We start from the raw sequence: 26,327 nt of genomic DNA, 5'->3' as shown, positions 1-26,327 counted from the left end.
TTATACTAGCTTATGCACAGCTTGTATAAACATGTCTCCTCTTTCTTCAAATGTTTTAAATTGGTCCCAGCTTGCACATGCAGGAGATAAAAGAATCACGTCTCCCTCTTCTGAAAGAGCATATGCTTCTTGTACCGCTTGTTCCACATTATCGACACGTTTAATAACTTTCATTCCAGCCTTTTCTGCAGCTTTAACAAGCTTAGGTGCAGTTTGTCCAAATGTAAATAGCGCCTTCACATGCCCGAAGTATGGGATTAAATCATCAAATTCATTACCGCGATCTAACCCACCAGCTAATAAAATTACTGGCTGTGTAAATGCAGACAATGCCTTTTCTGTCGCCAACATATTTGTTGCTTTTGAATCATTATAAAACTTACGATTTCCAATCGTTGTTACATACTCTAAACGATGCTTTACACCTGTAAAACGTTTTAAGACTGCTATAATCGCTTCGTTAGCAACCCCCATAAGCTTTGCAATGCTCATAGCAGCTAATATATTTTCTAAATTATGTTTACCTGGTAATACGATATCTTGAATATCAATAACTTTTTCACCTTTAAAGTAAAGAGCACCATCTTTTACACAAGCGCCGTCTTCAATCATTTTTGACGTAGAAAAGTACACTTTTTGTCCTTTACTTTGCTCAGCCAGCATCATTACATCTTCATCATCAGCATTAATAATACTGTAATCATTTTCAGTTTGATTTCTAAAGATATTCGCTTTTGCTAAACCATATTCTTTCTTTGTCCCATGATAATCTAAGTGTGCTTCAAATAAGTTTAAAAGCACCGCAATCCTCGGTTGAAACGTTTCAATACCCATTAATTGAAAAGAAGACAGTTCTGTTACAATCGCTTGCTGCTCAGTTACATCTTGTGCAACTTCACATGCTACCGTACCGATATTTCCAGCAATAACAGGCTGTTTTTCCCCTTCTTTTAACATTTCAAATGTTAATGTTGTTGTCGTTGTTTTTCCGTTAGATCCTGTAATTCCAATAAACGGTGCTTCCGAAATACGATATGCTAATTCTACTTCTGTTACAATCGGAATATTTTTTTCTTTTGCCGCTACAAGTAACGGGTTAGAATACGGAATCCCAGGATTTTTTACAACAAGAGAAATATTTTTTTCTAATAATTCTAAGGGATGACCGCCACATACAACTTCCATTCCTTGACCTTGCAACTCTGTCGCTAACGGATTTTCAGCTAGCGGCTTGCTATCATTTACAATTACATTTGCTCCAAGTTTCTTTAATAAAATGGCTGCAGCATAACCGCTTTTTGCCATACCTAATACAAGAATATTTTTATTTTGATAGTCAGTTATCGTTTTCAATTACATCCACACCCCGATATAAATTCCTAACACTGCAAATAAAAGCCCTACTGACCAGAATGTTACAACCACTCGCCATTCTGACCAACCGCATAATTCATAATGGTGATGAAGCGGACTCATTTTGAATACACGCTTTCCCCTTGTTTTAAACGAAACAACTTGAATAATAACAGAAAGTGTTTCAATAACAAACATTCCACCAATGATGACTAATAATAATTCTGTTTTAGTTAAAATTGAAACAGCAGCTAAAGCACCACCAAGTGCTAAAGATCCTGTATCTCCCATAAATACTTTTGCTGGATGAGCATTAAATACTAAAAATCCTAACACCGCTCCAACAACTGCCATACAAAAAATAGCAATTGTGTACTGCTCGTGAGCAAAAGCAATAATGCTATACGCACCAAATGCAATTGCGGCTGTTCCTGCTAATAATCCATCTAAACCATCTGTTAAGTTAACTGCGTTTGAAGCTCCTATTAACATAAAGAGAACAAGAACAAAGTACGCCCAGTGTAAGTCAAACTTAATTTCCGTTCCTGGAATATTTAAATGTGTGTCAAATCCTTGTCCCTTTGCAATAATAAAGAAAGCTACTGCAATAATAAATTGTCCTATCAATTTTTGTTTTGATGTCAAACCAAGATTTCTTTTTTTAACAACTTTAATGTAATCATCAAGAAATCCGATTAAACCATAACCAAATGTAACAAGAAGCAATAAATATGTCTCAGCGCTCTTTTGAAACTTAAACATCATAATAATAGACGTAATCATAACTGAAATAAAAATAACAATTCCGCCCATGGTTGGTGTTCCTGATTTCTTTTGATGTGACTTCGGACCTTCATCACGAATACTCTGTCCAAACTTTAAACGGCGTAAAAATGGAATGAAAATTGGTGACAACGCAACTGAAATTAAAAAGGCCACCCCAACTGTAATTAATAATCCTTGTTCAAGCATATTTAGTCCCCCTCTCTTGTTGCTATTCTTTCATGCTTAAACGTTGTGCAATTGCCTCCCCAGCAACTTCACGATCGTCAAAATGATGTACTTCTGTACCAATAATTTGATACGTTTCATGACCTTTACCTGCAATTACAATAATATCGCCAGCTTTCGCCTCGGCAACGGCATGAAAAATTGCTTCTTTACGATCAACAATCACTTCATAATTATTTCCTTTTATACCTTCTATCATATCATCAAGAATGGCTTGAGGCTGTTCGCTGCGTGGATTATCTGATGTATAGATTGCATGCGTTGCATACTGAGATGCGACCCTCGCCATAATTGGTCGTTTCGTACGGTCTCGATCCCCACCGCAACCAACGAGACAATACACATTTCCTTTTGCAAATTGTTTCGTTGTTATCAATACATTTTCTAAACTATCCGGTGTATGTGCATAATCAACAATGACTGTAAAATCTTGACCTCTGTCAACAACTTCAAAACGCCCAGGTACACCTTTCAATTCTTGCAAAACATCAATAATCGTTTGCAATGCTACACCAGAAACGATACATGCTGCAGTTGCAGCTAATACATTATAGACATTAAATTTTCCAATTAACTTCATCGTAATCTTGATGCTTTCATTAGGAGTTACAAGCGTAAAAGTCGTGCCAGCACTTGTCATCTCAATATTTTTCGCCATTACATCACTTTTCGTATCAATACCATACGTAATCACTGTCGCTGCCGTACTTTTCATATAATCTGTTGCTGCAGCATCGTCATTGTTTAATACAGCATATTTTACACGATTATGATTGTAGCTATTACCAAGTTGTGCAAATAATAAGCCCTTTGCATGTTTATACTCTTCCATCGTTTTATGATAATCTAAATGATCTTGCGTTAAATTCGTAAACACTGCTACATCATAGTCACATCCATGTACTCTACCAAGGTGCAATGCGTGTGAAGATACTTCCATAACAGCACTATTTACATTTTGTTCAATCATTTTATGGAACGTCTTTTGTAATGTTAATGCATCTGGTGTTGTGTTTTTCACTTCAAACGTTTCGTCACCTATTTTCATATTAATTGTTCCAATTAATCCTGTTTTATGTCCATGCGCACGCATAATTTCGTTCATTATATGCGATGTTGTTGTCTTTCCATTTGTACCTGTAATTCCAATTAAATGTAACTTTTGTGTTGGCTGCCCATAAAAATAATCAGCTAACACCGCTAAAGAACGTACTGTATCTTTAACAAGTACAACTGGAACGTCAACATCAATTGGTCTTTCCGCAACAATAGCAGCCGCACCTTGCGCGGCTGCTTGCTTAGCAAATTCATGGCTGTCAACCGTGAAACCTTTTATACATACAAATAAACTTCCATTTGTCACTTTACGCGAATCCGCTTCAATAGATGTAATTTCCGGATTTTCTTTTGGAACAACCGGAAAACCATGCAAACTTGATACGAGTGTATGCAACTTCATTTCTTTAAACCCTCTCTACTCTTTTATTTATCTCTTATAAATGGATAGTTTCAAAGAACTCCATACATAAGAGCATAATTTATTAATTAACAGGCAGTGAGAAACAAGTGTCTCACTGCGAGTTAGTTGAATGTTATTATATCGTAAATAAGCACTTCATACTTAATGAAAGTATATGCGAACCTTTGATCCTGCTTTTACTTTCGTGCCGGGCTTTGGAGATTGTTCGACCACTTTGTCTCCTTCGCCGCTAGCATCCAATTGTAAATCAACAAGTTGATTTTGTAATTCCTTTCGATCCATGCCTACTACATTAGGAACTTCTATTAAAGGCGTCTCATCCCAAGCTAATTTCTTTTCAATTTGTCCTTTTCTAGGCTCTACTCCCATCACTGGCAAGACATCACGAAGAATATTCCCAACAATTGGTGCAGCTACAACTCCGCCAAATTGTGTAATCCCCTTTGGATTATCTACAGCAACATACACAACAACTTGCGGATTATCTGCTGGTGCAAACCCAATAAACGATACAATATAGTTGTTATCCAAATACTTCCCATCTTTTACTTTTTGGGCTGTACCAGTCTTTCCTCCAACACGATAACCATCAATATAAGCTCCTTTACCCGAACCCTTTGCAACAACATTTTCAAGTGCATAACGTACTTTTTCAGATGTTTCCTTGGAAATAACTTGTCTCTTTGCTACGGGCGTTTTTTTACTGATCACTTTATTCGTAGTCGGATCAATAAATTCTTTCGCTATATATGGCTGATATAACGTGCCGCCGTTTACAGCAGCAGCTACTGCCGCAACTTGTTGAATAGGGGTAACAGACACCCCTTGACCAAATGCTGTCGTCGCTTGTTCAACAGGTCCTACTTTTTTTAAATCAAATAAAATTCCTTTACCTTCTCCTTGTAAATCAATACCCGTTTTTTGACCAAATCCAAAATCACGAATATATTGAAACAGCTTTTCTTTTCCTAAACGTTCTCCAAGCTCTATAAAACCTGGGTTACAAGAGTTTTGAACAACCTCTAAAAATGTTTGGCTACCGTGCCCCCCTGCTTTCCAGCAACGTAATCTTGCACCGCCAACTTCTGCTGCTCCATCATCATAAAACGTATCTTTCTCCAAGTCTACTAATTTTTCATTTAAAGCAGCTGCAAGTGTAATAATTTTAAATGTGGACCCTGGTTCATATGTACTCCATACAGGGAGATTTCGGTTAAATACTTCCGGTGAAACACTTCTGAAATCTGCTGGATCAAAACTTGGACGGCTAGACATACCTAAAATCTCACCATTATTTGGGTTCATAGCAATTGCTATCATTCCATCTGGATGATACGTCGAATCCGCAATATTTAATTCTCTCTCCATAATCGTCTGAATACGTGAATCGATTGTTAACTTTAAATCCAAGCCATCTCCAGGTTCTTTATAATCATCACCAATGTTCGGCATACGTTGTCCTTTCGCATCTGCAAAAAAACGTACATATCCTTTATCACCATTTAATTCTTTGTCATAATATGACTCCAGTCCCATAAGACCTTGGTTATCACTCCCAGCAAATCCAAGTACATGCGATAGATATTTTCCAAACGGATAATATCGAATTGAATCTTCAGCAATGTATACCCCTTTTAAACTTAAAGCCCTAACTTCTTTTGCCTTGTCATGAGAAATTTTCCGCCCACCTTTGTCTAATCTGACTATGGACTCTTTTTTCGTAAGACGCTGATAAATTTCTTCTTTCGACACACCTAAAACTGCAGCTAATTTCTCTGCAGTCTCTGCTGGTTTTTCAATTTGCCTCGGTACCACAAAGACAGTTGGTGCACTTTTATTTGTTGCGAGCTCTACACCATTTCGATCTACAATTTTTCCTCTCTCAGGTTCAAATGTAATATTACGGCTCCATGAATCTTTCGCACGATTTGTTAACATATTTCCAAGAAAAAACTGCACATATCCAAGACGAATATCGATAATGGTAAAAATCAGTATACCAGATATAAGCACAAAAATAAGTCGTTTTCTTACTGTTACATTCGATACACGCATATTGGAACAAGCCTCCTTTACGCTTAACTTGTTCCAATATATGCTTGTACTTATTTAATTAGAACACGACCACTTCTCCTATATTAAGTGCCGGCTTTTTTGTCCGGCTCCGTCTCCGCTTCTTGCTGCGGTTCAAGGGGCGGAACAAGTTTTACTTCCAGCGGCGTTTTCTCTTTTAATGGGGCACCTTCAGCAATACTTTGCTCGGTTACATATCCTGTACCTGAAAGTTTCAAATCTAGATTTAATGTTTTCGCTAAATTCATCACATCACGAAGTGCCCAACCATTAATATTCGGCATTTTCGGTTGATCTCCTACTAAGAATATTCGATCGCCCGTTAATGTTTTTTCACCCGCTTTTGGCACTTGCTGTTTGACCGTTCCTTCTCCCAATATAACAGGTCGGAACTTCGCCTTTTCTAATATTCCCTTTGCTTCTTCCATCGTTTTGCCTGCTACATCTGGAACAGCGGCTTGCTGCTGTTTTACTTGTTTTTGCACATCTTTTACTTCATTCGGTTTAATCTTTAAATACTCCAAACTATTTTTCGTTACAGATTTAAATATTTCAGCTAACGGTTGTGCACCATTTTCAGTGTCTTTTAATTTAGGCTGCTTAATTGCTAAATATACCACAAGCTGCGGATCATCTATTGGTGCCATACCAAGGAATGAGAAAATATAATTTTGTTTCCCTGTCATATACCCACCGTTTCCATCCGGAATTTGTGCTGTTCCGGTTTTACCACCAACAGAATAGCCATCAAGTTTATACGCCGTTCCCGTTCCTTTCGGCGATGTTACAACTCGTTCTAACAATTGCCTTACTTGTGCTGCAGTCTCTTTTGTAACTGGTTTCCCTACCTCTTCTGGATGATTTTGCTTAACAACTTTATCATTCAATTGATCTTCAATTCGATCAACCACATAAGGTTTCATCATTTTCCCGTCGTTAGCAATTGCAGTAGCCGCTTGCACAAGTTGAATTGGAGTTACAGTAGAACCTTGTCCAAATGCCGTTGTTACTTGCTGAATTTGCTTATCAAATAAAATTCTATTTTTACCTTCTCCAGGCAAATCAATTCCTGTCTGTTGATCTAAGTGAAATTTATGAATATATTGATGGAAACGATCAGGTCCTAGCTTTTCATTTCCTAAAATAGCGAAAGCAACGTTTGATGAACGCTCAACACCTTCATCAAACGTAATCGAGCCCCATCCTGCACCGTTATTATGATCTCTAATTTCCGAATTCCCTACTTTGTACTTACCCGATTGATAATACTCTTGACCATTGTATACACCTTCATTAATCGCAGCCGCTAACGTAAAGATTTTCATTGTCGAACCCGGTTCATACGCATTAGCAATCGGATCATTTAAATAGTTTTTAATTTCTGGTTTATTTGGATCAAAACTTGGTCTACTAGACATCGCTAAAATTTTCCCTGTTTTTGGATCCGCTACAACTCCAATTAACATTGATGGATCATAATGTTTTTCTGCTTCTGCCATCGCATCTTCTAGAAAACTTTGAATGCGTTGGTCAATTGTTAAATATACATTATCTCCATTTTTAGGAGGCTTCACATCACTTTTTTTATCATCTAGTGAGACACCTTTCGTATCACCTGTATACGTCATACTTCCGTTAGAAGCACGTAAATATTTATCTAAACTTTGTTCAAGACCGAACTGCCCTACTCCAATTCCTTGATCATTTGGCTTAGCATATCCAAGTACATAAGAAGCAAAATCTCCGTTCGGATATACCCTTGCTTTTTCTGTAATGAAAGAAATTCCTTTTATATCCAAACTTTTAATTTGTTCCATCTGTTCTTTTGTTAAATTTTTTCCAATTGACCCGAACTCTACTTGTGTCAGGTCTTTATTTAAGTACTTCAAAATTTCTTCTTTACTTACATCAAGTACTTTCGATATTTTCGCCGCAGCATCTTCTTTGTCTTTTATATGATTTTGTCCTTTTAAAGCAGCGACCATCTTATATGAATTTGTATCTTGAGCAAGTACATAACCATTTTGATCATATATGGTTCCTCGATTTGCCTCGAGCACCCCATTTTTATTATGTTTTTGCTGTGCAATTGTCTCTAAATCTACTCCATGCACTGTTTTCGTGGTTTGAATATAAAGAAAGCGGGCTAACAACAGAAAAAAGAGCAGGAGAAAAACCTTGATGAAGAACCCTGCTCCTTTGTTGGTATGAAATTTACGTGTATTCATCTCTTCTTCACACCTATTGTATTAATTTAAGCCTTTTACATTATTCGCATTAATTTCAAGCCCATGTTTTTTTGCAATTTCTGCAATGCGATCATAACGTGTTAGCTTTTCAGTTTCAGCCTGTAATTCTTGATTTATTTTTTGTTGTTTTGTAATTGTGCTTTCCATTTCTGTTACTTTAGCATCAGCTTCATATAACGCCGCTTTATTACCAATAAATGCTACACATGCATATAATAAAAAGCCAATAAATACAACGTACAATAATTTTTCAATTCTTGTAATTTTTGTTTTCACACCTGGCTGTATTACTTGCTGCGGAGCTTGAGATTGTACTTCTACTTGCTGCTTTTTATACTTAACGGCTAAATTTGTCATACCTCTCTCTCCTTTTTATAATTTTTCAGCAATTCGTAGTTTTGAAGAACGTGCTCGATTATTTTCTTCTAATTCCACATCAGAAGGTAAAATTGGCTTTCTTGTAATTAGCTTCAATTTCGGTTTATATTCATCGGGAATAATTGGTAATCCTGGTGGAAGCTGAGGTGTTGTACTATGTTTTTTAAATGTCACTTTACAAATGCGATCTTCCAATGAATGGAATGTAATAACACTAATTCGCCCACCTGTTTTTGTTATATCAATCGCCGCTTCCAACGCTTCCTCAAATACTTTTAATTCATCATTAACTGCAATACGAATTGCCTGGAATACTCTCTTTGCAGGATGCCCACCAGTCCGACGTGCCGGAGCTGGAATCCCTTCTTTAATCAATTCCACTAACTCTCCAGTTGTTTCAATTGGCTTTGTCTCACGGTACGCTTCAATTTTCCTTGCAATTTGCTTCGAAAATTTTTCTTCACCATATTGAAAAAAGATTCTTACAAGTTGTTCATATGACCAACTATTTACAACGTCATATGCTGTTAACGGAGCATCTTGATCCATGCGCATGTCAAGCGGAGCATCGTGATGATAACTAAATCCACGTTCTGGTGTATCTAATTGCGGGGAAGAAACACCTAAATCAAATAAAATACCGTCTACTTCTGTAATTCCTAATTCATATAATCTTTCTTTCAAATAGCGAAAGTTACTTTTTACAGTTATAAATTGGCCGTTATAAGAAGAGAATTTTTCTTTTGCATTTTGGATTGCAATCTCATCTTGATCAAATGCAATTAGTCTTCCTTCTTCGGAAAGTTGAGATAGTAAATAAGCACTATGACCTCCACCTCCTAGCGTACAATCTACATATGTACCGTTTGGTTTAATTTCTAAGCCATCTACTGTTTCTTTTAAAAGCACTGTTACGTGTTTAAACATTGTTGCACCTACTTTTTGCAAAATAATCCTCTTGACGCATCTTTTTATCCCGCTTTAACAGTCAATCCGCAAAATTATGAGGAATTGAGATAACTGCCCCTAAGAGTCTGATTGGTATAGCTGACAATTAGCAGGAACACAACTCCCTACTAATGGTAATGTCACCTTATTATATACTAAATTTTATCATCTTTTGCGGGAAAATACATAAAAACATGTCGAAAAAGATAATAATCTACTTTCGTTTTGTTTCATTTTGTCAAAAAAAGTACTGTTCTTCAAAAAAAAGAGCACTCTCAACTTTTACACGTTAAAATTTACAAATAAAATTGTTTTACAGATAATTCCACGAAATAAAAAAAAATCCTGCTCTTAAGAGCAAGATTTTATAATTTTATAATATGCTGTTTTCCAGTCCAACTAAAAGTTTGCTTCATAACTCGTTCCACAAAATCAAGTCCATAAACATTTAAGTAATAACAAATATTCCATACTCGTTCTTGCGGTGCATATAGAGGTTGTAAAGAATTTTCAATTCGACGAAATTTATTAAGCTGCACTTCATGTTTTCTCTCAAAATCCACCTGAAGTGTTCGCTCTAACAATTCAAGTTGTTGCATAATTTTCAACTCATTTTTCTTTGCAAAATCTCGCAGACCTGGATTTACTTTTTGTACAAATTGTTGTAAAGATGTATGAATCGCTCCAATTTGCTCCGCTGCATGAGTAAATTGATCGTCTATCGGCTCTTCAACTTGCATAGATAGCCACTTTTCTCGGAGTGCAGTAATACCTTTATTGAACACTTCACTTTCCTGCAGCTGCAAATCTTGTAAATCAGTTTCGATATCGCGCGCTAAATAGCTAATTGTCAAACGCGGCACAACTGGTGGCATTTGGAAATCCATCACATGAAACACTTGTTGTAGTTCGCTCCAATACGCAATTTCTCCTGGCCCACCAATAAATGCGAGCGTAGGGAAAACATATTCTTGCATAAGCGGTCTTGTTACAACATTGTTACTAAATTGTTCAGGGTGACTCTCTATTCTTTCTAGGAGCTCCTCATACGAAAATGAATACATCCCCTCTTTACAGATGAAACGGCCCTCTTCTTCTTCTAACAGCAGACGCTCTCCATTGATGTTCATAAAAATATGAACAGCATTCTGTTTTGTTTCAATAATCGGTTTATATCCTTGCTCACGTAACACACGTTGCTGATCGTTAAGTCCTTCTTGCACATTTTTATAGCGTGCTAATATTTCTTTGAAAAAGGGCACTTCCATAGTTCGAAGGATTGAGTGATGAGAATCTACAAGAATTAAACCTGATTGTGTAAATAACTTTGTAATAAGATGCGCAAAGAAATCAACATATGTCCGCGATTGCTGTAAACATTCATCTACAAAATGCAATACATCCTTTGTATATTTTGTTTCTGGATATGTTTTAAATATTTCTTCTATCCATCGTTTACAATCCTCAATGGAAATCTCCATTTCAGAAGCACTCGCTTTATATGGATGACGCTCGTGAAAAATTGTCTTTTTCACCTTTCCATTTTTCGTAACGAAAGCATGGTTAATTTCATCAATGTCATGATCTTCTCCAGCAATCCAAAAAACAGGAACAACCCGTACCCCCAGCGATGCTTCCTTTTCCTTTGCAAGTTGTAAAATAGATATAATTTTATGAATTGTATAAAGAGGCCCAGTTAATAACCCTGCTTGTTGCCCCCCAATAACAACATATGTATCGTCCTCTAACAAAGCATGGATATTTTGAAGTGTTTTTTCTCCCGCATTCAATTCTTGATTATATTGCAATAAATGTGATACTAACTCTTGCCTTGGATACTGTCTATTTCGTAAATCATGTATACGTCTTACAAAGCCCTCTTCCGTTATCGGATAATCAAAGCATTCTTGAATCTCTTTTTTATGTTTCAAATAGTCCCCAACAACGCCTTGAAGTGGGACAGAGATTTCTTTTATCTCCATATACTTCTTCCTTTCATATCCTGATCTCTCACCAACCAAATTGTAGTCAATGTTCGTTATAAAAGCAAAGAATATCTCTTATCTTTCTAATCCTTTTATAGAATGATACAAAAAGGAGAGCGTCGGAACTGATTTTTGATACTGTTCTGCCTCCCGAATTAAATAACCAATAATTGCATCAATTTCTGTTTTTCTATTATTCTGTACATCCGTTAACATAGATGAAGTATTATGAGCCGTATTTTCACATACTGTACATACACGTTCCCAATACTCATCACATTTTGAATCACCTACAATTTCCATCACTTCCGAAAACACTTGCTTCATCACTTTGTAAAACGATGGATTTGTTAATAACTCACCATTTTGGACACCAAACAACGCAGTTAAGGGATTAATGCATGCATTAACGACAAGTTTATAAAGCATTGTTTGTTTCCAATCTTTTTCAATCACTAACGGAAATTGACTGGAAGAGAATACAGCAAATAGAGATTCAAATTGTTCCTCTTTTCCATGTATAAGCCCAAATTTCGTACTGCCTATTCCAGTATGATGGACGGTGCTAACATTTTCTTTTTTCGCCCCGTGCTCTACAATCCCTACCGCAACACCGGCACTTTGAATCTGCTGTAATACATGAAGATGTCCCATTCCATTCTGCAAGAAAATAAGCCGGTTTGCCGCTTGCAAATACGGCCATATCCCTTCCAAATGATATTGCTTCACAGCGACAAATATATAATCATGTGTTTTGTTATTTATAGTCTCTAAAGGACTTACAAACGGATATACAGTTTCTCTTGCACCGTTGTGCACACACGTAATCCCACACTCGTTCAATCGCTCAGCTTGTTCTATTGTTCGGGTATATAGTGTAACAGTCTGCTGATTTTTTTCTAAATAAAATGCAAAAAGGAGCCCGATTGCTCCCGGTCCAACTATACCAATCTCCATCTACAAAGGCCCCCATTTTTATCCCGCTATTCACGGATAGTATACCCCACATCTTAAGGTTCAGAAGAAGCGAAGGCGATATACTGAGGATAACTGTCCGTAAAAGCCCAATTATCGAAAGATTTTCATCAGTAGGAAAGAAACCCCACTCATGAAAGTTTTACTTTATATTTTATAGAATAATTTTAGCAAACTTTTCAAAAAAATTCTGAAAGAATTATCTCTTTTCTTCATAAAAATGAAAAAATGCGTTATAATACTATTATAAATATTTATACTTTTCTTTTTTTTTACACCTAGAAAAGGATGTGATTACATGCACTTTCCCAAAGTTGAGCGCTTGCTCATCAATTATAAAACGTTAGAAGAATTTAAAAAGTTTAAAGGTTGCGGTGCTGAAGAATTATCTATGTTGGAAGATTTACAAGCAAATATCATCGAAAATGATAGTGAATCTCCTTTTTATGGAATTTATTACGGCGGCTCTCTTATAGCACGCATGAGCTTGTATACGAAACAACAGTCCGTTAATAATTTGTTTACTGGACCTTATGTAGAACTTTTTAAACTTGAAGTGTTACCAACATTCCAAAAACAAGGATTTGGTAAGATGCTGGTCAATTACGCAAAACAATTGCACCTTCCTATCAAAACAATTGCTCGCGTACAATCTGCCGATTTCTGGGAAAAATTACACTTCGAAAAGGTAACTATTGATGATGGAGATTTTTACATCTGGCATCCAAACGCAAATTTGAATGCGGTTACAAATAGTGAATCTGCTTAAAAATAAAAACAGCTGTAATTCAGCTGTTTTTATTTTGATGTTTTTTCAAGTATTCCTTTTTCCCGTTTTCTCTCTTTTTCGGAAGGCTCTAATACCATTGCACTTCTTTTTCTGTCAATATAATCAAATAAAGTGCGATACTCTTCTTCATACAACGACAACTGCTGCAAAAGCCCCTCTTTTTCCTTTTGCAACACTTCAATCTTTTTATATAAATCCGTCTTTTCTTCTTCTGCTTTATATCTTTGTAAAAAAACAATTACATCTTCTAATGTTAATGAAAGAGAATTTATTTTCTCTTTCTTTTGTTCTTGCACTTCATTATTTTCAGTTTTCCTCATTCGCTTTGCTTCTTCAATACGTTCTTTATATTGTTTACGCACGTAAGAATTCCAGCGAAATCCACAAGCAGCAGGTGTACGTGATAAATGTCTTCCTACTTCTTTGAAGGCAGAAAGTTGCGTTCCCCCTTCACGAATATGCCGGAGCACTACTTCTGCCAGAAGTAAATCTTCGTCATCAGTCCATGCATCTTGTCTTGTTGTTGCCATCTCTCTAGTCCTCCTTATGCATTTTTTATTAAACATATGCAGTTACTAGAAAAGATAGAAGAATAACATGTAAAGAAAAAGTTAAAAAAAATAAACGCAGAAGGTTTCCCTTCTGCGTTTATTTTCGCAATTACTTGCTGATTACTTCTTTACCTTTGTAAGTACCGCATGCTTTACATACACGGTGAGCTAATTTCGCTTCACCACAGCTTGGGCACTCTACCATACCAGGTACTGATAATTTGAAATGCGTACGACGCTTTCTTTTTACTGTTTTAGAAGTTCTTCTAAAAGGTACAGCCATTCTTCCCACCTCCTTAAAAGAGAAAGTTATTTTCATACGAAGGCCTGAACCGGTCTTCTGGTTATTTGTCAAAAAACTTCGCAAGTCCTGCTAATCTTGGATCAACAGGCTTTTCTTCGCTTTTTTCCGAAATCACTTGCCAGTCTCGACCTTGCATCGGTGCTCCTTCAGAAACATCCTCACTGAAAATTTGCATTGGAATCTCCAATAGTATATTTTCCTTAATTACAGGGAGTAAGTCAAGTACTTCTCCTTCTAAGTAATGAAAATCTGCTTCGGTTTCGTAATCTTCTTTCGAAACTAAGAACACCTCAGTTGTTTCAATGTCAAATGGTAATGTTACATCTACTAACGTTCTAGAACATGGTAACACCATGCTTCCTGTTATATGTAGATGGAACGTAAATTTGTTGGAGCCAAAATCAACTCTACCTGTCACATGAACAGGAGTAATGTCTCGAACATCTTTCTCAACATTTTTCAGCTCACTTACATCTACCATCTCATCCAACGTTAGTCCTTTATGTCGATATTTGTTCAATTCATGGATGGACCATTTCATATCATATCACCTCAAGGCAACAAACAAAATTATAGCTAGCTGTTGTATATTTGTCAATATTTTTTCTTTACACTATAATGGAGTCATTATAGGAAATAATATATAGATTATCATGTTTTAGGAAAAGATGCTACACTGAAAGGAGAGATTATTATAAAAGCTAGCGGCATTATTGTTGAATATAATCCGTTTCACAACGGTCATGCTTATCATGTGCAACAAACCCAAAAGTTAACAAATGCCGATATAATTATTGCTGTTATGAGCGGATCCTTTTTACAGCGAGGAGAGCCAGCCCTAGTTTCAAAATGGGCGCGAACACAAATGGCATTAGCAAACGGAATAGATATTGTCGTTGAACTTCCTTATGCCTTTGCAACACAAAAAGCTGAAACATTTGCAAACGGTGCTATTTCGATATTAAATGCTCTTCACGTCTCTGAAATTTGCTTTGGAAGCGAAAGTGGTAATATCGAACATTTCCACAATACAATTACGATACACCAGTCTGAGCAGGATTTATTTAATCAGCTTGTACAACAATACATAAAAACTGGAATGAGTTATGCAAAAGCCACTTCTGAGGCATTTTCATCCTTACAAAAAAACGTAGCTACTATTGATGTCTCAGAGCCAAATAATATTTTAGGACTCCATTACACAAAAGCAATTATTGAGCAAAAAAGTTCAATGAAAGCAAGTACAATTAAGCGTTTTGCTTCGCATTACCATGATGAAACATTTCAAGATGAACGAATTGCCAGTGCTACGAGCATACGTAAACAATTATTTCATGAACAGAAAACTTTTTCAGCAATTGCTCCATTTGTTCCAAACATAACAAAGCTACTTTTAGAGCAATATAAACATTCCTATCACCTACTACATAACTGGGAACATTATTTTCACTTACTAAAATATAAACTCTTAACAATGTCCCCCTCTCAATTACAACGTATATATGAAGTAGAGGAAGGATTGGAGCATCGGATTTTGTCTTCTATTCGGGAAGCAACTTCATTCACGATATTTATGAAAGCATTAAAAACAAAACGTTACACATGGACACGACTGCAGCGTATTTGTACTCATATTTTAACAAATACAACGAAAGAAGAGATGCAAAAAGCTCACATAGAACAGCACGCACAATATATCCGTTTACTCGGCATGTCCCAGAAAGGACAAACATATATATCCAGTATGAAAAAACAAATAACTCTTCCTTTGCTTTCTCATACAAAAACGTTACAGCATCCCCTTCTAGATATAGATCGAAAAGCAAGCGCTGTTTATTACTCTATCTTACAAGAGCCCCTTTGCGGTGAAATGATAAAGCGTGATATAACGCAGCATCCGATTCGGTATGACGAAACGCAACGTGTGTTTTTATAAAGTGAAACTTTCATCCGGTAGGTCTTACTACCTGCAAGTAGCATAATAAAAAAATCCTCTCTTAAACGAGAGGATTTACTTTTTTTCTGGCATTTTGTTCAAATATGCTATTGCATCATCTAACGTATCCACAGGTATAATCTTCATTTTTGTATTTATATCTTTAGCTGTTTTCACTGCTTCTTTATAATTTGAATTCTTTGCTCCCTTCTCATTTGGAGCAAAGAATACTTCTGCACCTGCATTATTAGCGGCAACTACTTTTTGAGAAATACCTCCAATTGGCCCGATTTCTCCTTTTTCATTTATTGTTCCAGTCCCAGCTATTTCGTGTCCTTTTGTTATATCTTCTTTTACAAGCTGATTATAAATCTCTAATGTAAACATAAGCCCAGCAGAAGGTCCTCCAATTTTATGCGCATCAATTTTCACGTTAGGACTTACTGTAAGTTTCTTATCCGTAATAATAGAAATCCCAATGCCGGCACGACTTTTATCTTCCGGAATTGGCTTTAGTACAAATTTGTCTTCTTTCTCATTCTTTTCACGCACATACTTAATACTTACTTCATCATTTTGTTTTTTTGTTTTCATGTACGCAATAAACTGCTCTGCTGTTTGAAATGGTTGTCCATCTACAGCAACAATACGATCGCCAAGCTTTAACTTCTCAGCAGCCGGCATACCATCTGCAAGTCCTACTACGAGTACCCCTTGATTTTCAAACGAAACAGGGTAGTTTGCTCGTTTATATGCATTATAAATTGCCGCATCTTGCGAATCTTTCATTGCATACACTTGGCGAAATTGATACTCTTCATCACTTTCACCTTTTTGTAAAATTTCTTCTGTTTTTAAAATTTCAGCATACTTGTTAAATTTAGCAGAAAGAAAGTTAACAACATTTGCTCGTCCCATTGAAACCGTAACGAGCATAAAATCACCCTTCTCTTTATTCCCTCCTTCAACTTGTACGTACGGCTCTAATTTCTCTGCCATACCTGGCTTTGTAATATAGTATGGCAGAGGAACAAACACAATCAACATTGCAACTATAACTCCAATAAGTAATGCATATAAATACCGAAACTTTTTAAACATCTTTTTTCTCCTTCCACTGTTCAATCAACGTATAAATTGTTTGAATATGCCGCTGCGCTTCTTCTTCTCCAACACGAATAATATCTTCTATATTCGTAAAGGCCCGTGAACTAAATTGTTCTACAGCTGGATGCATCATAAGATCTGATGCAATTTGTCTATTTACTACAAGTTCATGCTGCATAATTTCAATACTTTGCATAATGACATCATAAATAGATGTAACTTCTCCATTGACCTTAATAGGGGATACATCAACGGCAATGACAATATCAGCCCCTAATTTTTTCACTACTGATACTGGAATACGATCAATCACTCCCCCATCAACTAGTAGCCTTCCATTTATTTTCTCTGGAACAAATATACCGGGTACAGAAATACTCGCCCTGACAGCATCTGCAATAGAACCTTGTGTAAAGATAACCTTTTCACCATTTAGAATATCAGTTGCTACAACCGCTGTCGGGATATCCAGTTCTTCTAATTTTTTATTATATGTAAACATTTTAATCATATCCTTCACACGTTTGCCAGTAATAAACCCCATTTTAGGTACAGTGAAGTCCAAATAGTATTTTCGCTTAAATACTGTTGCTAAACGATACAAACGGTCCACGTTACTTCCTGCAGCATAAAACGTACCTATTAGTGCTCCCATACTGCTCCCAGCAATCATATGAATGGGTATCCCCGCCTCTCTTAACACTTTAATAACACCTACATGTGCAAACCCTTTCGCACCGCCTGACCCAAGTGCTAATCCAATTTTTGGCTCTCTCATCTTCTTCACCCTCAAAATTTTTTCACTCTCTTTTTATACTTATGGTCTAATTTCACCATGTATCCTCGTATACTGAAATGAACATTTGGGACAAAGGGGGATACAAAATGTACGAAAAATGGAAAACCGGCTTTCTCACCATATCGGTAACTTTTTTTACAGTTTCTCTCGTACTCCACCCCCAAGCGGCACTACAATCATCTATTCGAGGGTTAAATATATGGTGGGAGGTTGTCTTTCCTTCATTACTACCTTTTTTTATTATTGCAGAACTTCTAATTGGACTAGGGATTGTAAAGTTCATCGGCGTGTTATTAGAACCCCTTATGCGTCCACTCTTTCGTGTACCTGGTATCGGAGGATTTGTATGGGCAATGGGGATGGCCTCTGGCTTTCCTGCTGGTGCAAAATTAAGTGCTCGGTTACGCCAGGAGAATCAACTTACACAAATTGAAGCAGAGCGCCTTGTGTCTTTCACAAACTCTTCTAATCCATTATTTATTTTTGGCGCTGTAGCAATTGGTTTCTTTGACAATCCAAAACTAGGACTTATTTTAGCAGCTGCCCATTATGTCAGTAACTTCACAGTTGGACTGCTCATGCGCTTTTACCAAGATAGACACACACAAACAAAAACGAAGAAACATTCAACGCCCATTCCATTGCGGCACGCCTTTTCCGTTCTTCATAAAACTCGATTACAAGAAAAACGCCCCATCGGCAAATTAATCGGTGACGCTATTACTTCTTCAATTCAAACATTACTTATGATTGGCGGGTTTATTATTTTATTCTCTGTTTTCAATAAAATGCTAACTGTTTTTCATATTACAACTTTCCTTGCTCTTATTATGAAACAAATATTAATTGTATTTCAACTTTCGCCTTACTTTAGTTTCCCTATTTTGTCTGGTCTTTTTGAAATGACACTCGGGAGCCAAATGATTAGTCAAACAGAGCACACTTCTATTTTACAACAAGCCATGATGACAAGTTTCGTTTTAGCATTTAGCGGTCTTTCAATTCAAGCTCAAGTTGCCAGTATTTTAGCAGAAACAGACATTCGTTTTAAACCATATTTTATCGCACGAATTATTCAAAGTATCCTTGCTCCAATCTATACATATATATTTTGGGGACCACTTTATGAAAGATTACATTCTTTTTCACCTACCCAATATGATATACCAGTCTTTTTATCTGAACAATCTACCCTGCTAACAAAAGGATGGGCCTTACTAGTTACATATGGTCCAATCTTTACACTGTTTTGTTTATATTTATATGTTATGTTACTATTCATGCGTTTTATCAATAGCAAAAAACCCCGTTCATCATAACGGGGTTTGAAACTTCTCTTTTAAGGCACGTTCTACAATTGGCGGAACGAGTCCAGCGACATTACCACCATAACGCGCTACTTCTTTTACAATACTTGAGCTTAAAAAGGAATATTGATTATTTGTCATAATAAAAAATGTTTCTACATTCTCTTCTAATTTACGATTCATGGATGTAATTTGCATTTCATATTCAAAATCAGATACGGCGCGCAAACCACGTAAAATCGCATTTGCATTACGCATCCTCGCATACTCTACTAATAAACCACTGTGTGAATCAACTTTTACATTCGGAATATCTTTTGTTGCCTCGCGAATTAATTCTAAACGCTCTTCTACCGTAAAAAGTGGTGTCTTTGATGAATTATTTAAAACAACAACATATACTTCTTCAAAGACTTTTGCCCCTCTCTTAATAATATCTAAATGTCCAAGCGTAATCGGATCAAAACTTCCCGAAGAAATTGCTATGCTTGCCATTCGGTCCCCTCACCTTCATACTTATAAATCGAAATCGCTGTAATACCATAGTTTTCAGCTCTCACCTTCACAAGTCTTCCAATTGTTTCAGGTAATTCTACATCTACCCCATGTTCTGACATAACAATTCCGTTTTCTTTCAACAGACCATGTTGATCCATTATACTAATTAAAGAGACAATCTTTTGATCCTTATACGGCGGATCTAATAGTACAAGATCGAATGATATTTCACGTTTCATAAGCGCCTTTACAGCACGTTCCGCATCATTTCTATATACTTCAGCTTGCGCTTCTAACCTGCAACTTTCTAAATTTTGATGGATAACCTTTATAGCCTTTCCATCGCGGTCAACAAAAATAGCTTTATCTATCCCTCTACTAAGAGCCTCAATACCAAGACCACCGCTTCCTCCAAACAAATCAAGGGCTAAACCACCTTCAAAATAAGGACCGATAATATTAAAAATGGCTTCTTTCACCTTGTCTGTAGTCGGGCGCGTTGTATTACCTGGTACAGCTTTTAAAGGATGACCTTTACACTTTCCTGAAACTACTCTCATAATTTGTCACTACCTTTATCTCTTTCTAACAGATTGTTCATATAAATCATTCTTGCGCAAGCTCAATGTTACCTACTACTCGCGGACAGTAAGACTTCCATTAACGGAAGCTTCACTTTATGTATATTCATCTTTTTTATCCTATCATAAAACATATGAAAGAAAAATAAAAAGCAAAAGAGAAATTTTAATTTTACAATGTATATCTTTATATAGTTTGGACATAAATAAGGATAACAACATCACCTTCGATGTTGTTGCCAACCGCGGAGAAGACTTACGTTTCCCCATAAGTTCTTCCTCCGGTTTCTCCTCTCCCTTTGCCTTCTTACTAGTCATACTAGTGTAAGAAGGGCCCTGCTTCGGCAGGGTTTTTTCTTTGCCTTCTTTTCATTTCAAAAATGAAATGATACAGTAAAAGAAGAAGGAGGGAAAGACATGATTCAACGTTTTATTCAACTAGGTGAAGGTTACTCCGATTTATATGAATTACTAGAAATCGCAAAGGCAAACCAACACCGTGTATCTCATATGTTACAATTCCACACACTAAAAGATAATAAATCAGTTTGTTCTCTTGCTGTTGTTCTACATCCAACAGCAGTAGGCAATTTTCAGCCACTATACATATGTCTAGAAGGAATTCCTGTGGAAAAAGATAAACAAAGCAAACGCATTGCCTTGTTTGAAAATACCGCTTCAGAAATTGGTAAACAAGTCGTTTCTTTCACAGTCAAACCATCGACAATGTTTCCAGAAAAAGAATTATATTTCAACCATCTCATTGGTATATTGCGAATGAACCATTTCATCCCGCCAATGCAATAAAGTGAAATTTCCACTAAGAAAATCTCACTAGTTCTACATGCAAATAATACAAGAAAAACCCACCAAATTTTGGTGGGTTTTTAATCAATCTTATTATAATCATATTCTTTTGCACGATCTGGCCTAGAATTTTCAAACTCCGTTTTTAAAAATGGGCGATAAGATGGCTCTACCTTTTTTACAAACGGAAGCTTATTTAATTTTTGCATCATATGTTCCAATTGCTCCATATCACAATACACAACGGCATATTTAAACCGCTTCGATATGTAATGAATGTTTCCGTATTTCCTTAAAATTTTAGCGTGTTTTAAGGAATGTAGATAGACAATCATACTTTGTCGTTGCCCAAACATAATTTTCTCCTTTTATATAATTTCATTCTTTCTATTTTACAAACACACACAGAAATTTATAACTTTACATACAAGTCCTGATCAGTTTTTCAAACACCAAAGGATATTAGTGGGGTTTTTGTATCTATTTTCTTCTATATCCTAAAAAACGGGGCAAATCACCCCGTTTTTTTGCACCCACAGCTACCACCAGAACCACAACCTCCTCCACATCCCCCTGCATCAAAGAACGGGTTCCCTGTTGGAACTTTAATAGAAGTTGAGATTTCCATCCCAATCACTGTACTGACTTCATCTAATAGCTTTTGCAATTCATTTTCTGCTTTTTTAAAAGCAGCTATCACTTCATGCAAATCTACCGCCCGTTTCAATTCTCGCATTTGCGCAGAAACTGAAGTAAAATCCGGATGATATTTCCCAAAACGCTGCACTTCTTCATATCGTTCCTTCAGAGCTATAAACTGTTTAATTAACGTTTGTGCTTCTTGATTTTGCTGCAATGCATGATGGCATTCGCGATAACGCTCAGCTATATCTGAACAAACAACTGCTTTCGCTAATTGTTCGGCTTCATCTAGAATCATTACGCTCTCTAGCGTCGCTAGTATCATAAGAGACACCTCCGAATACTAATCATATCACATTTATAACGGAACTACTAACTTTGCATTCCCACTTAAAAACAACTTATAAAGAGATATGTTCTGCAATATTATATCTTAATACGGTCCATTTTCCTTTTGATTGTTTCACATAGCTCATACATGCATTTTTTAAAGACGTTTTAAACGTAATTTCACCTGGAACAATCGCATGAAGAATCGCTTTAATAGCATGAGAGTGCGCAACAATAATAATTCGTTTCCCATCATACTGACAAGCAACATCTTTTAATGCAGAAAAACAACGCTCTACAATTTCTTCCTCTGTTTCCATGCCCTCGACATTCCCATCAGCAATGAGCTGCCTTACTTCATCAACTGGTTTCCCTGATACTGCACCAAAATCGCGTTCTATAAAACGTTCATCAAGATGAATTGTATTTATCCCAATCGCATCAGCAATTGTTTGTGCCGTTTCGTGCGCTCTCACTAAAGGACTGCTAATGATTACATCCCATGTTCCAGATCGTAATACTTCTGCACTCTGCGCTGCTTGTTGTTTTCCAATCTCATTCAAAGGAATGTCTTCTCTCCCTTGAATAATCTCTTGAAAATTCCAATCAGTTTGTCCATGTCGTACTAAACAAATTTCCGTCATGCTGTAACTCCTTTTTCCAGAATTCTTTTTTATTGTAACAAAAGTTTCGCATGACGGACACAGTTTTTACTTCCAATTAATCAACTTAATCAACGTTTTGCTGTTTCATATATTGAAACATATCTATCATTAGAGAAGCAACCGATAACTGGTTTTGAAACTTAGCTACCTTGTCTGGAATTGTCTTTTTAAAATATTGCATAGCTGCCAGTTCAAATGATTCCTTTTCACTTGGATTTCTAGAAAGTTTCCGATACCAATACGGCTGCTCCCGAATATATTTCTGTAAATCTTCATTCGATCTCACAAATTCGATGAGTTCTTTTCTCATCACTTTTCCTCCTAATCTTTTTGAAAGAAAAACGGATTATTTTCCGAATTACGCTGCTGTTTTGGTGCTCGGTTCCCTTGAAACTGTTGAATAACTTGCTGCACGCTTCCAAGTGCAGTGGTCATATTTGCTAAATGTTGCTGCACCTGGTCCACATCTAACTTTTTAAAAAACGATACCATTTGCCCCATAAAGTCCTCAGACTTTTCTCCGCGATCTTCTTGTACAGAAGGAGGAATAGTCTCCCCGTTCACTTTGTAATGATTCCATACATCATCTTGTTCTCCAAGTAAATACCACTCTTCATAAAATTGTTGCCACGATTTCTTTCCATTTCGAACGTCATGAACCATCTTTGGATGCTGGCGTACAAACTCTTTGAATTGTTGAATAGAAGGATGTAAATCTCCTTTCACCGCTGTCATTACAATCACCTCACCAGATGTATCTTCTACTATATTGTAAGAAAAAAAAGGCGCATGGTTCGCCTATTTTTAGGCAATTCATACACCTTACTTTTGAATAAAATTTTGCGTATAAAATTTATCATACACTCCAATTCCTAAATCAGTGAATTGTTCGTTTAGTAAATTCTTTCGATGTCCCTCACTATTTAACCATCCTTGCACTGCTGCAATTCCATCACCATACTGGGCTGCGATGTTTTCTCCCGCTAGTTGGAATGATACATTTCCTTTTTGCAAACGATCCCCTAAAGTGCCAAATGAAGGTGAGTCATGCGAAAAATAATTGTTATCTTTCATATCTTTACTATGTTCATATGCTACTACCGCCGTTTGTTGATCCCATACTAATAATGGAAGGTGGTAACTACTACGAATTACATTTGTCAAATCTAAAATTTGTTGTGCATTTCCTTGTTCAACTTGCTTCACTTGCTCTGGCGATAATGGTTGTGGATTCGTTAATTCCCCAGAAGATACAATTTGATATGGCCTTTGTTTTATTAACGTTTCATCATCCATATAACGAACACCGACAAGCTTATGTGTAAAATGATCAAAATATAATTGCGCCCACCCTTCTTCCATAGAAACAAGTGGTTGTTCTGCTACTTCAACATCAGACAATTCAAATTGATAACTGTTTTTCCCCATTCTAAGTGAAATTTCATATGAAAACGGATTCCTTTTATAAACATCTTCATATCTTTCACCGATACGAAATGGAGAAATATTCACTTTCTCTCCGCCAACATAAATCGTAACAATTTTATGATCCAAAATCCCAAATTGCACATATTGTGATAAATCTTGATTATATATCCACCATTCATAACCATATGCAGATGGTTCAATTCGCGCCGGTTCGCCCCACTTCACTAACAAATTTTCAGGGTCACTACCAAGTAACTGCGGAATTACTTCTGGCATACCTAGATTTTCTTTTTTCATTTTTACGATTTTATGCTCTGGTTTTGAATGCGGAGATTGTAATATATATTGAGAAACGAGTAATTTCCCGTATAAATCAATCGCTAAAATAAGAATAGTAATTACTATGATACGGAACAATTGTTTCAAATTATATACCTCCTGAATACCCATAAAATTGAGGTATACACAAACAAAACTGTTTTTCTCTATTTTGTGTGTACCACACTATGTTCACTATATCATATTTCTTGCATGAAAGTAGACATTATCCCTTTTCTCTCTATATGAATTGTATTTTCTTACTATTCGTACTATTATAAAATCGAGGGGATCTTACGTTTAAAATAAGGAGGATATTTCATGCGATTTACAAATACGAAACTTGAAGGTACAGTTGTTGACTTCACACTTCTAACTGAGGTAATGGACAAGCATCATTTTGTACTAGCCGGGCAATGGGATTACGAGCGGGTTACATACGACTATAAATTTGAAATGCTAAAAGATGTGTATTATTTACGTATACAAGGTTTTGCCATAGAAGGAGACATTGGAGGCAGACATGCCCATATTAAATTATTGACACCGCTTCTTGGTAAACATTATTATCCACATGGTGTAGAGTACGGGGAGGACGAAAATTTCCCGAAAAATGTTCTTCAAAAAAGTGAGCAGTTACTTCAAAATATCGAAAAAGAATTGCAAGATTTAGCGATTATAGAATAATAAAGCAAAAAGAAGGTGTACACAATGATACACCTTCTTTTTGCTTTGTAAATTCACCTCACTATTCGTAGACAATAAACTCCCAACTCAAGACTCAGGAAAAACAAAGAAAATATGTCAGAGATAACTACTGACATGAGCTCAATAGGTAAGAAGTCTCCATCAATGGAGGGTGACAAACCTCCCACTGAAAGAAGTTTCATTTTATTTTGTCTGCAAATACGGGGGTAATGCATGAAGCTGTTCTGCATCCTTTTTTCGTTCTTTACGTGCCCACGAGAAGAAAACATATCCAATCACTGTGCCGTTCACAATTTCTTGTATAATCTTCATTACAATACCTCCTGTTTCTTGATCCTCTAAAGCAGGAAGCCAATGCAAGAAATCAGGACCTGTAATATTTAAGTTAGATAATGTTCCAGCTGGTACACAAAGTTCCATTGCCTTCATCCATGCACTTGGATCTGTATAGGTAGCAAACAATGGCCCTGTGGCAAAAATAATAAGTGCACAAGATGGCGTTAATAACATACCATTGGCAAACATATAACCAATTTTTTGAATATCACTTAATGTTTGATATTCTGGTAATGGATTAAATATAGGCCACCATAGCATCATTGCCATAAAGAATAATAGGGCAAGAGCGACTGGATGCCCTATTTGGCTTTGCTTTACTGCATCAAATACGACAGGCAAGTGATACATAGAAAATAGCCCGTTAAAAACAAATAAAGCTACAATAGGATTTGCCCATATACGTAACATCATACGAATAAATCGAAATGATGTTATGTATTGAAACAACCAATCCGGTAATCCAAGTAATAACAGTGGAGGTACAACGATACACATGATTGCCATTTCTAACATATGTGCGCTAAACGTAATATGTCCAAGTAAATCAATTGGCCCCCCCTTAACAAAATACAAAAGGAACATACCACTTATAAAATAAAAAATTTTTCGTTTACTTACTTTTTCTCCATTCGGAAAGCGATGTCGATACTTTCCAATAATTAAAAGATAACCAATCACAATAGCTAACATAAAAAGAAAAAAGAATGGGCTCCACAGTGCTTCAAAACCGAATATCCATAAGTTGCTCACTTTTTTTCACCCTCC

General features: G+C 36.3%; 28 protein-coding genes. 5 read left to right on the top strand and 23 right to left on the bottom strand.

The features are described from left to right. The 9 genes from murD to AB1279_RS08085 all read right to left on the bottom strand — a co-directional run bounded on the left by murD (position 1) and on the right by AB1279_RS08085 (position 12,434). On the bottom strand, positions 1-1,353 hold the full coding sequence (murD, locus tag AB1279_RS08125) for a UDP-N-acetylmuramoyl-L-alanine--D-glutamate ligase (RefSeq protein WP_429758373.1): 1,353 nt from the start codon (positions 1,351-1,353) through the stop codon (positions 1-3). Then, the gene (gene mraY / locus AB1279_RS08120) at positions 1,354-2,325 is read right to left on the bottom strand and encodes a phospho-N-acetylmuramoyl-pentapeptide-transferase (protein WP_336483194.1); all 972 of its coding nucleotides are present in this window, start codon (positions 2,323-2,325) and stop codon (positions 1,354-1,356) included. Positions 2,326-2,347: 22 nt separating this feature from the next. Next, entirely contained in the window at positions 2,348-3,823 is a 1,476-nt protein-coding gene (locus AB1279_RS08115) for a UDP-N-acetylmuramoyl-L-alanyl-D-glutamate--2,6-diaminopimelate ligase (RefSeq protein ID WP_429758372.1), read from the bottom strand. Positions 3,824-3,985: 162 nt separating this feature from the next. Next, positions 3,986-5,899, bottom strand: a complete 1,914-nt coding sequence (locus tag AB1279_RS08110; RefSeq protein ID WP_429754134.1) for a stage V sporulation protein D — start codon at positions 5,897-5,899, stop codon at positions 3,986-3,988. A gap of 83 nt (positions 5,900-5,982) precedes the next feature. Next, positions 5,983-8,145, bottom strand: a complete 2,163-nt coding sequence (locus AB1279_RS08105) for a penicillin-binding protein (protein ID WP_429758371.1) — start codon at positions 8,143-8,145, stop codon at positions 5,983-5,985. A 21-nt stretch (positions 8,146-8,166) separates the two neighbouring features. Beyond that, entirely contained in the window at positions 8,167-8,523 is a 357-nt protein-coding gene (ftsL, locus tag AB1279_RS08100; RefSeq protein WP_429758370.1) for a cell division protein FtsL, read from the bottom strand. A 15-nt stretch (positions 8,524-8,538) separates the two neighbouring features. Next, on the bottom strand, positions 8,539-9,471 hold the full coding sequence (gene rsmH, locus AB1279_RS08095) for a 16S rRNA (cytosine(1402)-N(4))-methyltransferase RsmH (protein WP_336483249.1): 933 nt from the start codon (positions 9,469-9,471) through the stop codon (positions 8,539-8,541). A gap of 386 nt (positions 9,472-9,857) precedes the next feature. Further along, positions 9,858-11,474 carry a bacillithiol biosynthesis cysteine-adding enzyme BshC gene (gene bshC, locus AB1279_RS08090; protein ID WP_429758369.1) on the bottom strand — a complete coding sequence of 539 codons (1,617 nt, stop codon included), beginning with the start codon at positions 11,472-11,474 and terminating at the stop codon, positions 9,858-9,860. Positions 11,475-11,552: 78 nt separating this feature from the next. Beyond that, on the bottom strand, positions 11,553-12,434 hold the full coding sequence (locus tag AB1279_RS08085) for a 2-dehydropantoate 2-reductase (protein WP_429758368.1): 882 nt from the start codon (positions 12,432-12,434) through the stop codon (positions 11,553-11,555). A gap of 316 nt (positions 12,435-12,750) precedes the next feature. Here AB1279_RS08085 and AB1279_RS08080 point away from each other — a divergent pair, with 316 nt between their 5' ends. After that, positions 12,751-13,221 (top strand): N-acetyltransferase, encoded by a 471-nt coding sequence (locus tag AB1279_RS08080; protein ID WP_336483201.1) that lies wholly within the window; start codon positions 12,751-12,753, stop codon positions 13,219-13,221. Between the two features lie 29 nt (positions 13,222-13,250). Here the strand turns inward: AB1279_RS08080 and AB1279_RS08075 are convergent, their stop codons facing one another. From AB1279_RS08075 to AB1279_RS08065, 3 genes are all read right to left on the bottom strand, one after another. Further along, positions 13,251-13,772 (bottom strand): RsfA family transcriptional regulator, encoded by a 522-nt coding sequence (locus tag AB1279_RS08075; RefSeq protein ID WP_429754129.1) that lies wholly within the window; start codon positions 13,770-13,772, stop codon positions 13,251-13,253. A gap of 130 nt (positions 13,773-13,902) precedes the next feature. After that, entirely contained in the window at positions 13,903-14,076 is a 174-nt protein-coding gene (rpmF, locus tag AB1279_RS08070; RefSeq protein ID WP_001984764.1) for a 50S ribosomal protein L32, read from the bottom strand. Between the two features lie 61 nt (positions 14,077-14,137). Beyond that, positions 14,138-14,638, bottom strand: a complete 501-nt coding sequence (locus tag AB1279_RS08065; RefSeq protein WP_429758367.1) for a YceD family protein — start codon at positions 14,636-14,638, stop codon at positions 14,138-14,140. A 153-nt stretch (positions 14,639-14,791) separates the two neighbouring features. Here AB1279_RS08065 and AB1279_RS08060 point away from each other — a divergent pair, with 153 nt between their 5' ends. Next, positions 14,792-16,033 carry a nucleotidyltransferase gene (locus AB1279_RS08060; protein WP_429761325.1) on the top strand — a complete coding sequence of 414 codons (1,242 nt, stop codon included), beginning with the start codon at positions 14,792-14,794 and terminating at the stop codon, positions 16,031-16,033. Between the two features lie 75 nt (positions 16,034-16,108). On the opposite strand, the gene AB1279_RS08055 is transcribed toward AB1279_RS08060, so the two are convergent. Both AB1279_RS08055 and AB1279_RS08050 read right to left on the bottom strand, forming a co-directional pair. Continuing rightward, a complete protein-coding gene (locus tag AB1279_RS08055; RefSeq protein WP_429754127.1) occupies positions 16,109-17,134 on the bottom strand; it encodes a SepM family pheromone-processing serine protease in 1,026 nt (341 codons plus the stop codon). Then, positions 17,127-17,918 carry a patatin-like phospholipase family protein gene (locus AB1279_RS08050; RefSeq protein ID WP_429758366.1) on the bottom strand — a complete coding sequence of 264 codons (792 nt, stop codon included), beginning with the start codon at positions 17,916-17,918 and terminating at the stop codon, positions 17,127-17,129. The genes AB1279_RS08055 and AB1279_RS08050 overlap by 8 nt, the downstream gene beginning before the upstream one ends. 107 nt (positions 17,919-18,025) lie before the next feature. Between AB1279_RS08050 and ylbJ the strand changes: the two genes are divergently transcribed. Next, complete coding sequence (gene ylbJ, locus AB1279_RS08045) at positions 18,026-19,258, top strand: sporulation integral membrane protein YlbJ (RefSeq protein WP_429758365.1); 1,233 nt, start codon at positions 18,026-18,028, stop codon at positions 19,256-19,258. Here ylbJ and coaD read toward each other — a convergent pair. Beyond that, positions 19,253-19,741: a pantetheine-phosphate adenylyltransferase gene (gene coaD / locus AB1279_RS08040; RefSeq protein WP_336483207.1), complete on the bottom strand. Its 489-nt coding sequence runs from the start codon at positions 19,739-19,741 to the stop codon at positions 19,253-19,255. The genes ylbJ and coaD overlap by 6 nt on opposite strands. After that, positions 19,729-20,304 carry a 16S rRNA (guanine(966)-N(2))-methyltransferase RsmD gene (rsmD, locus tag AB1279_RS08035; RefSeq protein ID WP_429754125.1) on the bottom strand — a complete coding sequence of 192 codons (576 nt, stop codon included), beginning with the start codon at positions 20,302-20,304 and terminating at the stop codon, positions 19,729-19,731. The genes coaD and rsmD overlap by 13 nt, the downstream gene beginning before the upstream one ends. 438 nt (positions 20,305-20,742) lie before the next feature. Between rsmD and AB1279_RS08030 the strand changes: the two genes are divergently transcribed. Further along, a complete protein-coding gene (locus AB1279_RS08030) occupies positions 20,743-21,132 on the top strand; it encodes a DUF7147 family protein (protein WP_336483209.1) in 390 nt (129 codons plus the stop codon). Positions 21,133-21,212: 80 nt separating this feature from the next. Here AB1279_RS08030 and AB1279_RS08025 read toward each other — a convergent pair whose 3' ends face one another. The 6 genes from AB1279_RS08025 to AB1279_RS08000 all read right to left on the bottom strand — a co-directional run bounded on the left by AB1279_RS08025 (position 21,213) and on the right by AB1279_RS08000 (position 24,623). Further along, positions 21,213-21,488 carry a YlbG family protein gene (locus AB1279_RS08025; protein WP_154710709.1) on the bottom strand — a complete coding sequence of 92 codons (276 nt, stop codon included), beginning with the start codon at positions 21,486-21,488 and terminating at the stop codon, positions 21,213-21,215. Positions 21,489-21,646: 158 nt separating this feature from the next. Beyond that, the gene (locus tag AB1279_RS08020) at positions 21,647-22,099 is read right to left on the bottom strand and encodes a YlbF family regulator (RefSeq protein WP_429754124.1); all 453 of its coding nucleotides are present in this window, start codon (positions 22,097-22,099) and stop codon (positions 21,647-21,649) included. 76 nt (positions 22,100-22,175) lie between these two features. After that, complete coding sequence (locus AB1279_RS08015; protein ID WP_429758364.1) at positions 22,176-22,748, bottom strand: histidine phosphatase family protein; 573 nt, start codon at positions 22,746-22,748, stop codon at positions 22,176-22,178. 85 nt (positions 22,749-22,833) lie between these two features. Continuing rightward, positions 22,834-23,079, bottom strand: coding sequence for a YlbE-like family protein (locus tag AB1279_RS08010; RefSeq protein WP_336483212.1), 246 nt, complete (start codon positions 23,077-23,079; stop codon positions 22,834-22,836). An 11-nt stretch (positions 23,080-23,090) separates the two neighbouring features. Further along, positions 23,091-23,504 (bottom strand): YlbD family protein, encoded by a 414-nt coding sequence (locus AB1279_RS08005; RefSeq protein ID WP_336483213.1) that lies wholly within the window; start codon positions 23,502-23,504, stop codon positions 23,091-23,093. Positions 23,505-23,591: 87 nt separating this feature from the next. Then, positions 23,592-24,623, bottom strand: a complete 1,032-nt coding sequence (locus tag AB1279_RS08000; protein ID WP_429758363.1) for a CAP domain-containing protein — start codon at positions 24,621-24,623, stop codon at positions 23,592-23,594. 213 nt (positions 24,624-24,836) lie between these two features. Here AB1279_RS08000 and AB1279_RS07995 point away from each other — a divergent pair, with 213 nt between their 5' ends. After that, positions 24,837-25,202 (top strand): YugN family protein, encoded by a 366-nt coding sequence (locus AB1279_RS07995; protein ID WP_336483215.1) that lies wholly within the window; start codon positions 24,837-24,839, stop codon positions 25,200-25,202. Positions 25,203-25,406: 204 nt separating this feature from the next. Here the strand turns inward: AB1279_RS07995 and ctaG are convergent, their stop codons facing one another. After that, the gene (gene ctaG, locus AB1279_RS07990; protein WP_429758362.1) at positions 25,407-26,312 is read right to left on the bottom strand and encodes a cytochrome c oxidase assembly factor CtaG; all 906 of its coding nucleotides are present in this window, start codon (positions 26,310-26,312) and stop codon (positions 25,407-25,409) included. Positions 26,313-26,327 lie beyond the last annotated feature (15 nt).

Source organism: Bacillus sp. S14(2024), from assembly GCF_050473785.1.
Lineage (GTDB): Bacteria > Bacillota > Bacilli > Bacillales > Bacillaceae_G > Bacillus_A > Bacillus_A yunxiaonensis.
This window is presented reverse-complemented; position numbering and strand designations above follow the sequence as displayed.

What these genes read in the sequence shown, in the direction of transcription:
- AB1279_RS08020 (WP_429754124.1), bottom strand. Translation starts at nt 22,099, where the DNA reads ATGATACTAGCGACGCTAGAGAGCGTAATGATTCTAGATGAAGCCGAA.
- AB1279_RS08110 (WP_429754134.1), bottom strand. Translation starts at nt 5,899, where the DNA reads ATGCGTGTATCGAATGTAACAGTAAGAAAACGACTTATTTTTGTGCTT.
- AB1279_RS08005 (WP_336483213.1), bottom strand. Translation starts at nt 23,504, where the DNA reads ATGACAGCGGTGAAAGGAGATTTACATCCTTCTATTCAACAATTCAAA.
- AB1279_RS08050 (WP_429758366.1), bottom strand. Translation starts at nt 17,918, where the DNA reads ATGAGAGAGCCAAAAATTGGATTAGCACTTGGGTCAGGCGGTGCGAAA.
- AB1279_RS08115 (WP_429758372.1), bottom strand. Translation starts at nt 3,823, where the DNA reads ATGAAGTTGCATACACTCGTATCAAGTTTGCATGGTTTTCCGGTTGTT.
- AB1279_RS08030 (WP_336483209.1), top strand. Translation starts at nt 20,743, where the DNA reads ATGATTCAACGTTTTATTCAACTAGGTGAAGGTTACTCCGATTTATAT.
- AB1279_RS08075 (WP_429754129.1), bottom strand. Translation starts at nt 13,772, where the DNA reads ATGGCAACAACAAGACAAGATGCATGGACTGATGACGAAGATTTACTT.
- AB1279_RS08015 (WP_429758364.1), bottom strand. Translation starts at nt 22,748, where the DNA reads ATGACGGAAATTTGTTTAGTACGACATGGACAAACTGATTGGAATTTT.
- rsmH (WP_336483249.1), bottom strand. Translation starts at nt 9,471, where the DNA reads ATGTTTAAACACGTAACAGTGCTTTTAAAAGAAACAGTAGATGGCTTA.
- ftsL (WP_429758370.1), bottom strand. Translation starts at nt 8,523, where the DNA reads ATGACAAATTTAGCCGTTAAGTATAAAAAGCAGCAAGTAGAAGTACAA.
- AB1279_RS07995 (WP_336483215.1), top strand. Translation starts at nt 24,837, where the DNA reads ATGCGATTTACAAATACGAAACTTGAAGGTACAGTTGTTGACTTCACA.
- AB1279_RS08010 (WP_336483212.1), bottom strand. Translation starts at nt 23,079, where the DNA reads ATGAGAAAAGAACTCATCGAATTTGTGAGATCGAATGAAGATTTACAG.
- bshC (WP_429758369.1), bottom strand. Translation starts at nt 11,474, where the DNA reads ATGGAGATAAAAGAAATCTCTGTCCCACTTCAAGGCGTTGTTGGGGAC.
- AB1279_RS08065 (WP_429758367.1), bottom strand. Translation starts at nt 14,638, where the DNA reads ATGAAATGGTCCATCCATGAATTGAACAAATATCGACATAAAGGACTA.
- rpmF (WP_001984764.1), bottom strand. Translation starts at nt 14,076, where the DNA reads ATGGCTGTACCTTTTAGAAGAACTTCTAAAACAGTAAAAAGAAAGCGT.
- AB1279_RS08025 (WP_154710709.1), bottom strand. Translation starts at nt 21,488, where the DNA reads ATGTTTGGGCAACGACAAAGTATGATTGTCTATCTACATTCCTTAAAA.
- AB1279_RS08080 (WP_336483201.1), top strand. Translation starts at nt 12,751, where the DNA reads ATGCACTTTCCCAAAGTTGAGCGCTTGCTCATCAATTATAAAACGTTA.
- AB1279_RS08085 (WP_429758368.1), bottom strand. Translation starts at nt 12,434, where the DNA reads ATGGAGATTGGTATAGTTGGACCGGGAGCAATCGGGCTCCTTTTTGCA.
- rsmD (WP_429754125.1), bottom strand. Translation starts at nt 20,304, where the DNA reads ATGAGAGTAGTTTCAGGAAAGTGTAAAGGTCATCCTTTAAAAGCTGTA.
- coaD (WP_336483207.1), bottom strand. Translation starts at nt 19,741, where the DNA reads ATGGCAAGCATAGCAATTTCTTCGGGAAGTTTTGATCCGATTACGCTT.
- AB1279_RS08055 (WP_429754127.1), bottom strand. Translation starts at nt 17,134, where the DNA reads ATGTTTAAAAAGTTTCGGTATTTATATGCATTACTTATTGGAGTTATA.
- mraY (WP_336483194.1), bottom strand. Translation starts at nt 2,325, where the DNA reads ATGCTTGAACAAGGATTATTAATTACAGTTGGGGTGGCCTTTTTAATT.
- ylbJ (WP_429758365.1), top strand. Translation starts at nt 18,026, where the DNA reads ATGTACGAAAAATGGAAAACCGGCTTTCTCACCATATCGGTAACTTTT.
- AB1279_RS08105 (WP_429758371.1), bottom strand. Translation starts at nt 8,145, where the DNA reads ATGAATACACGTAAATTTCATACCAACAAAGGAGCAGGGTTCTTCATC.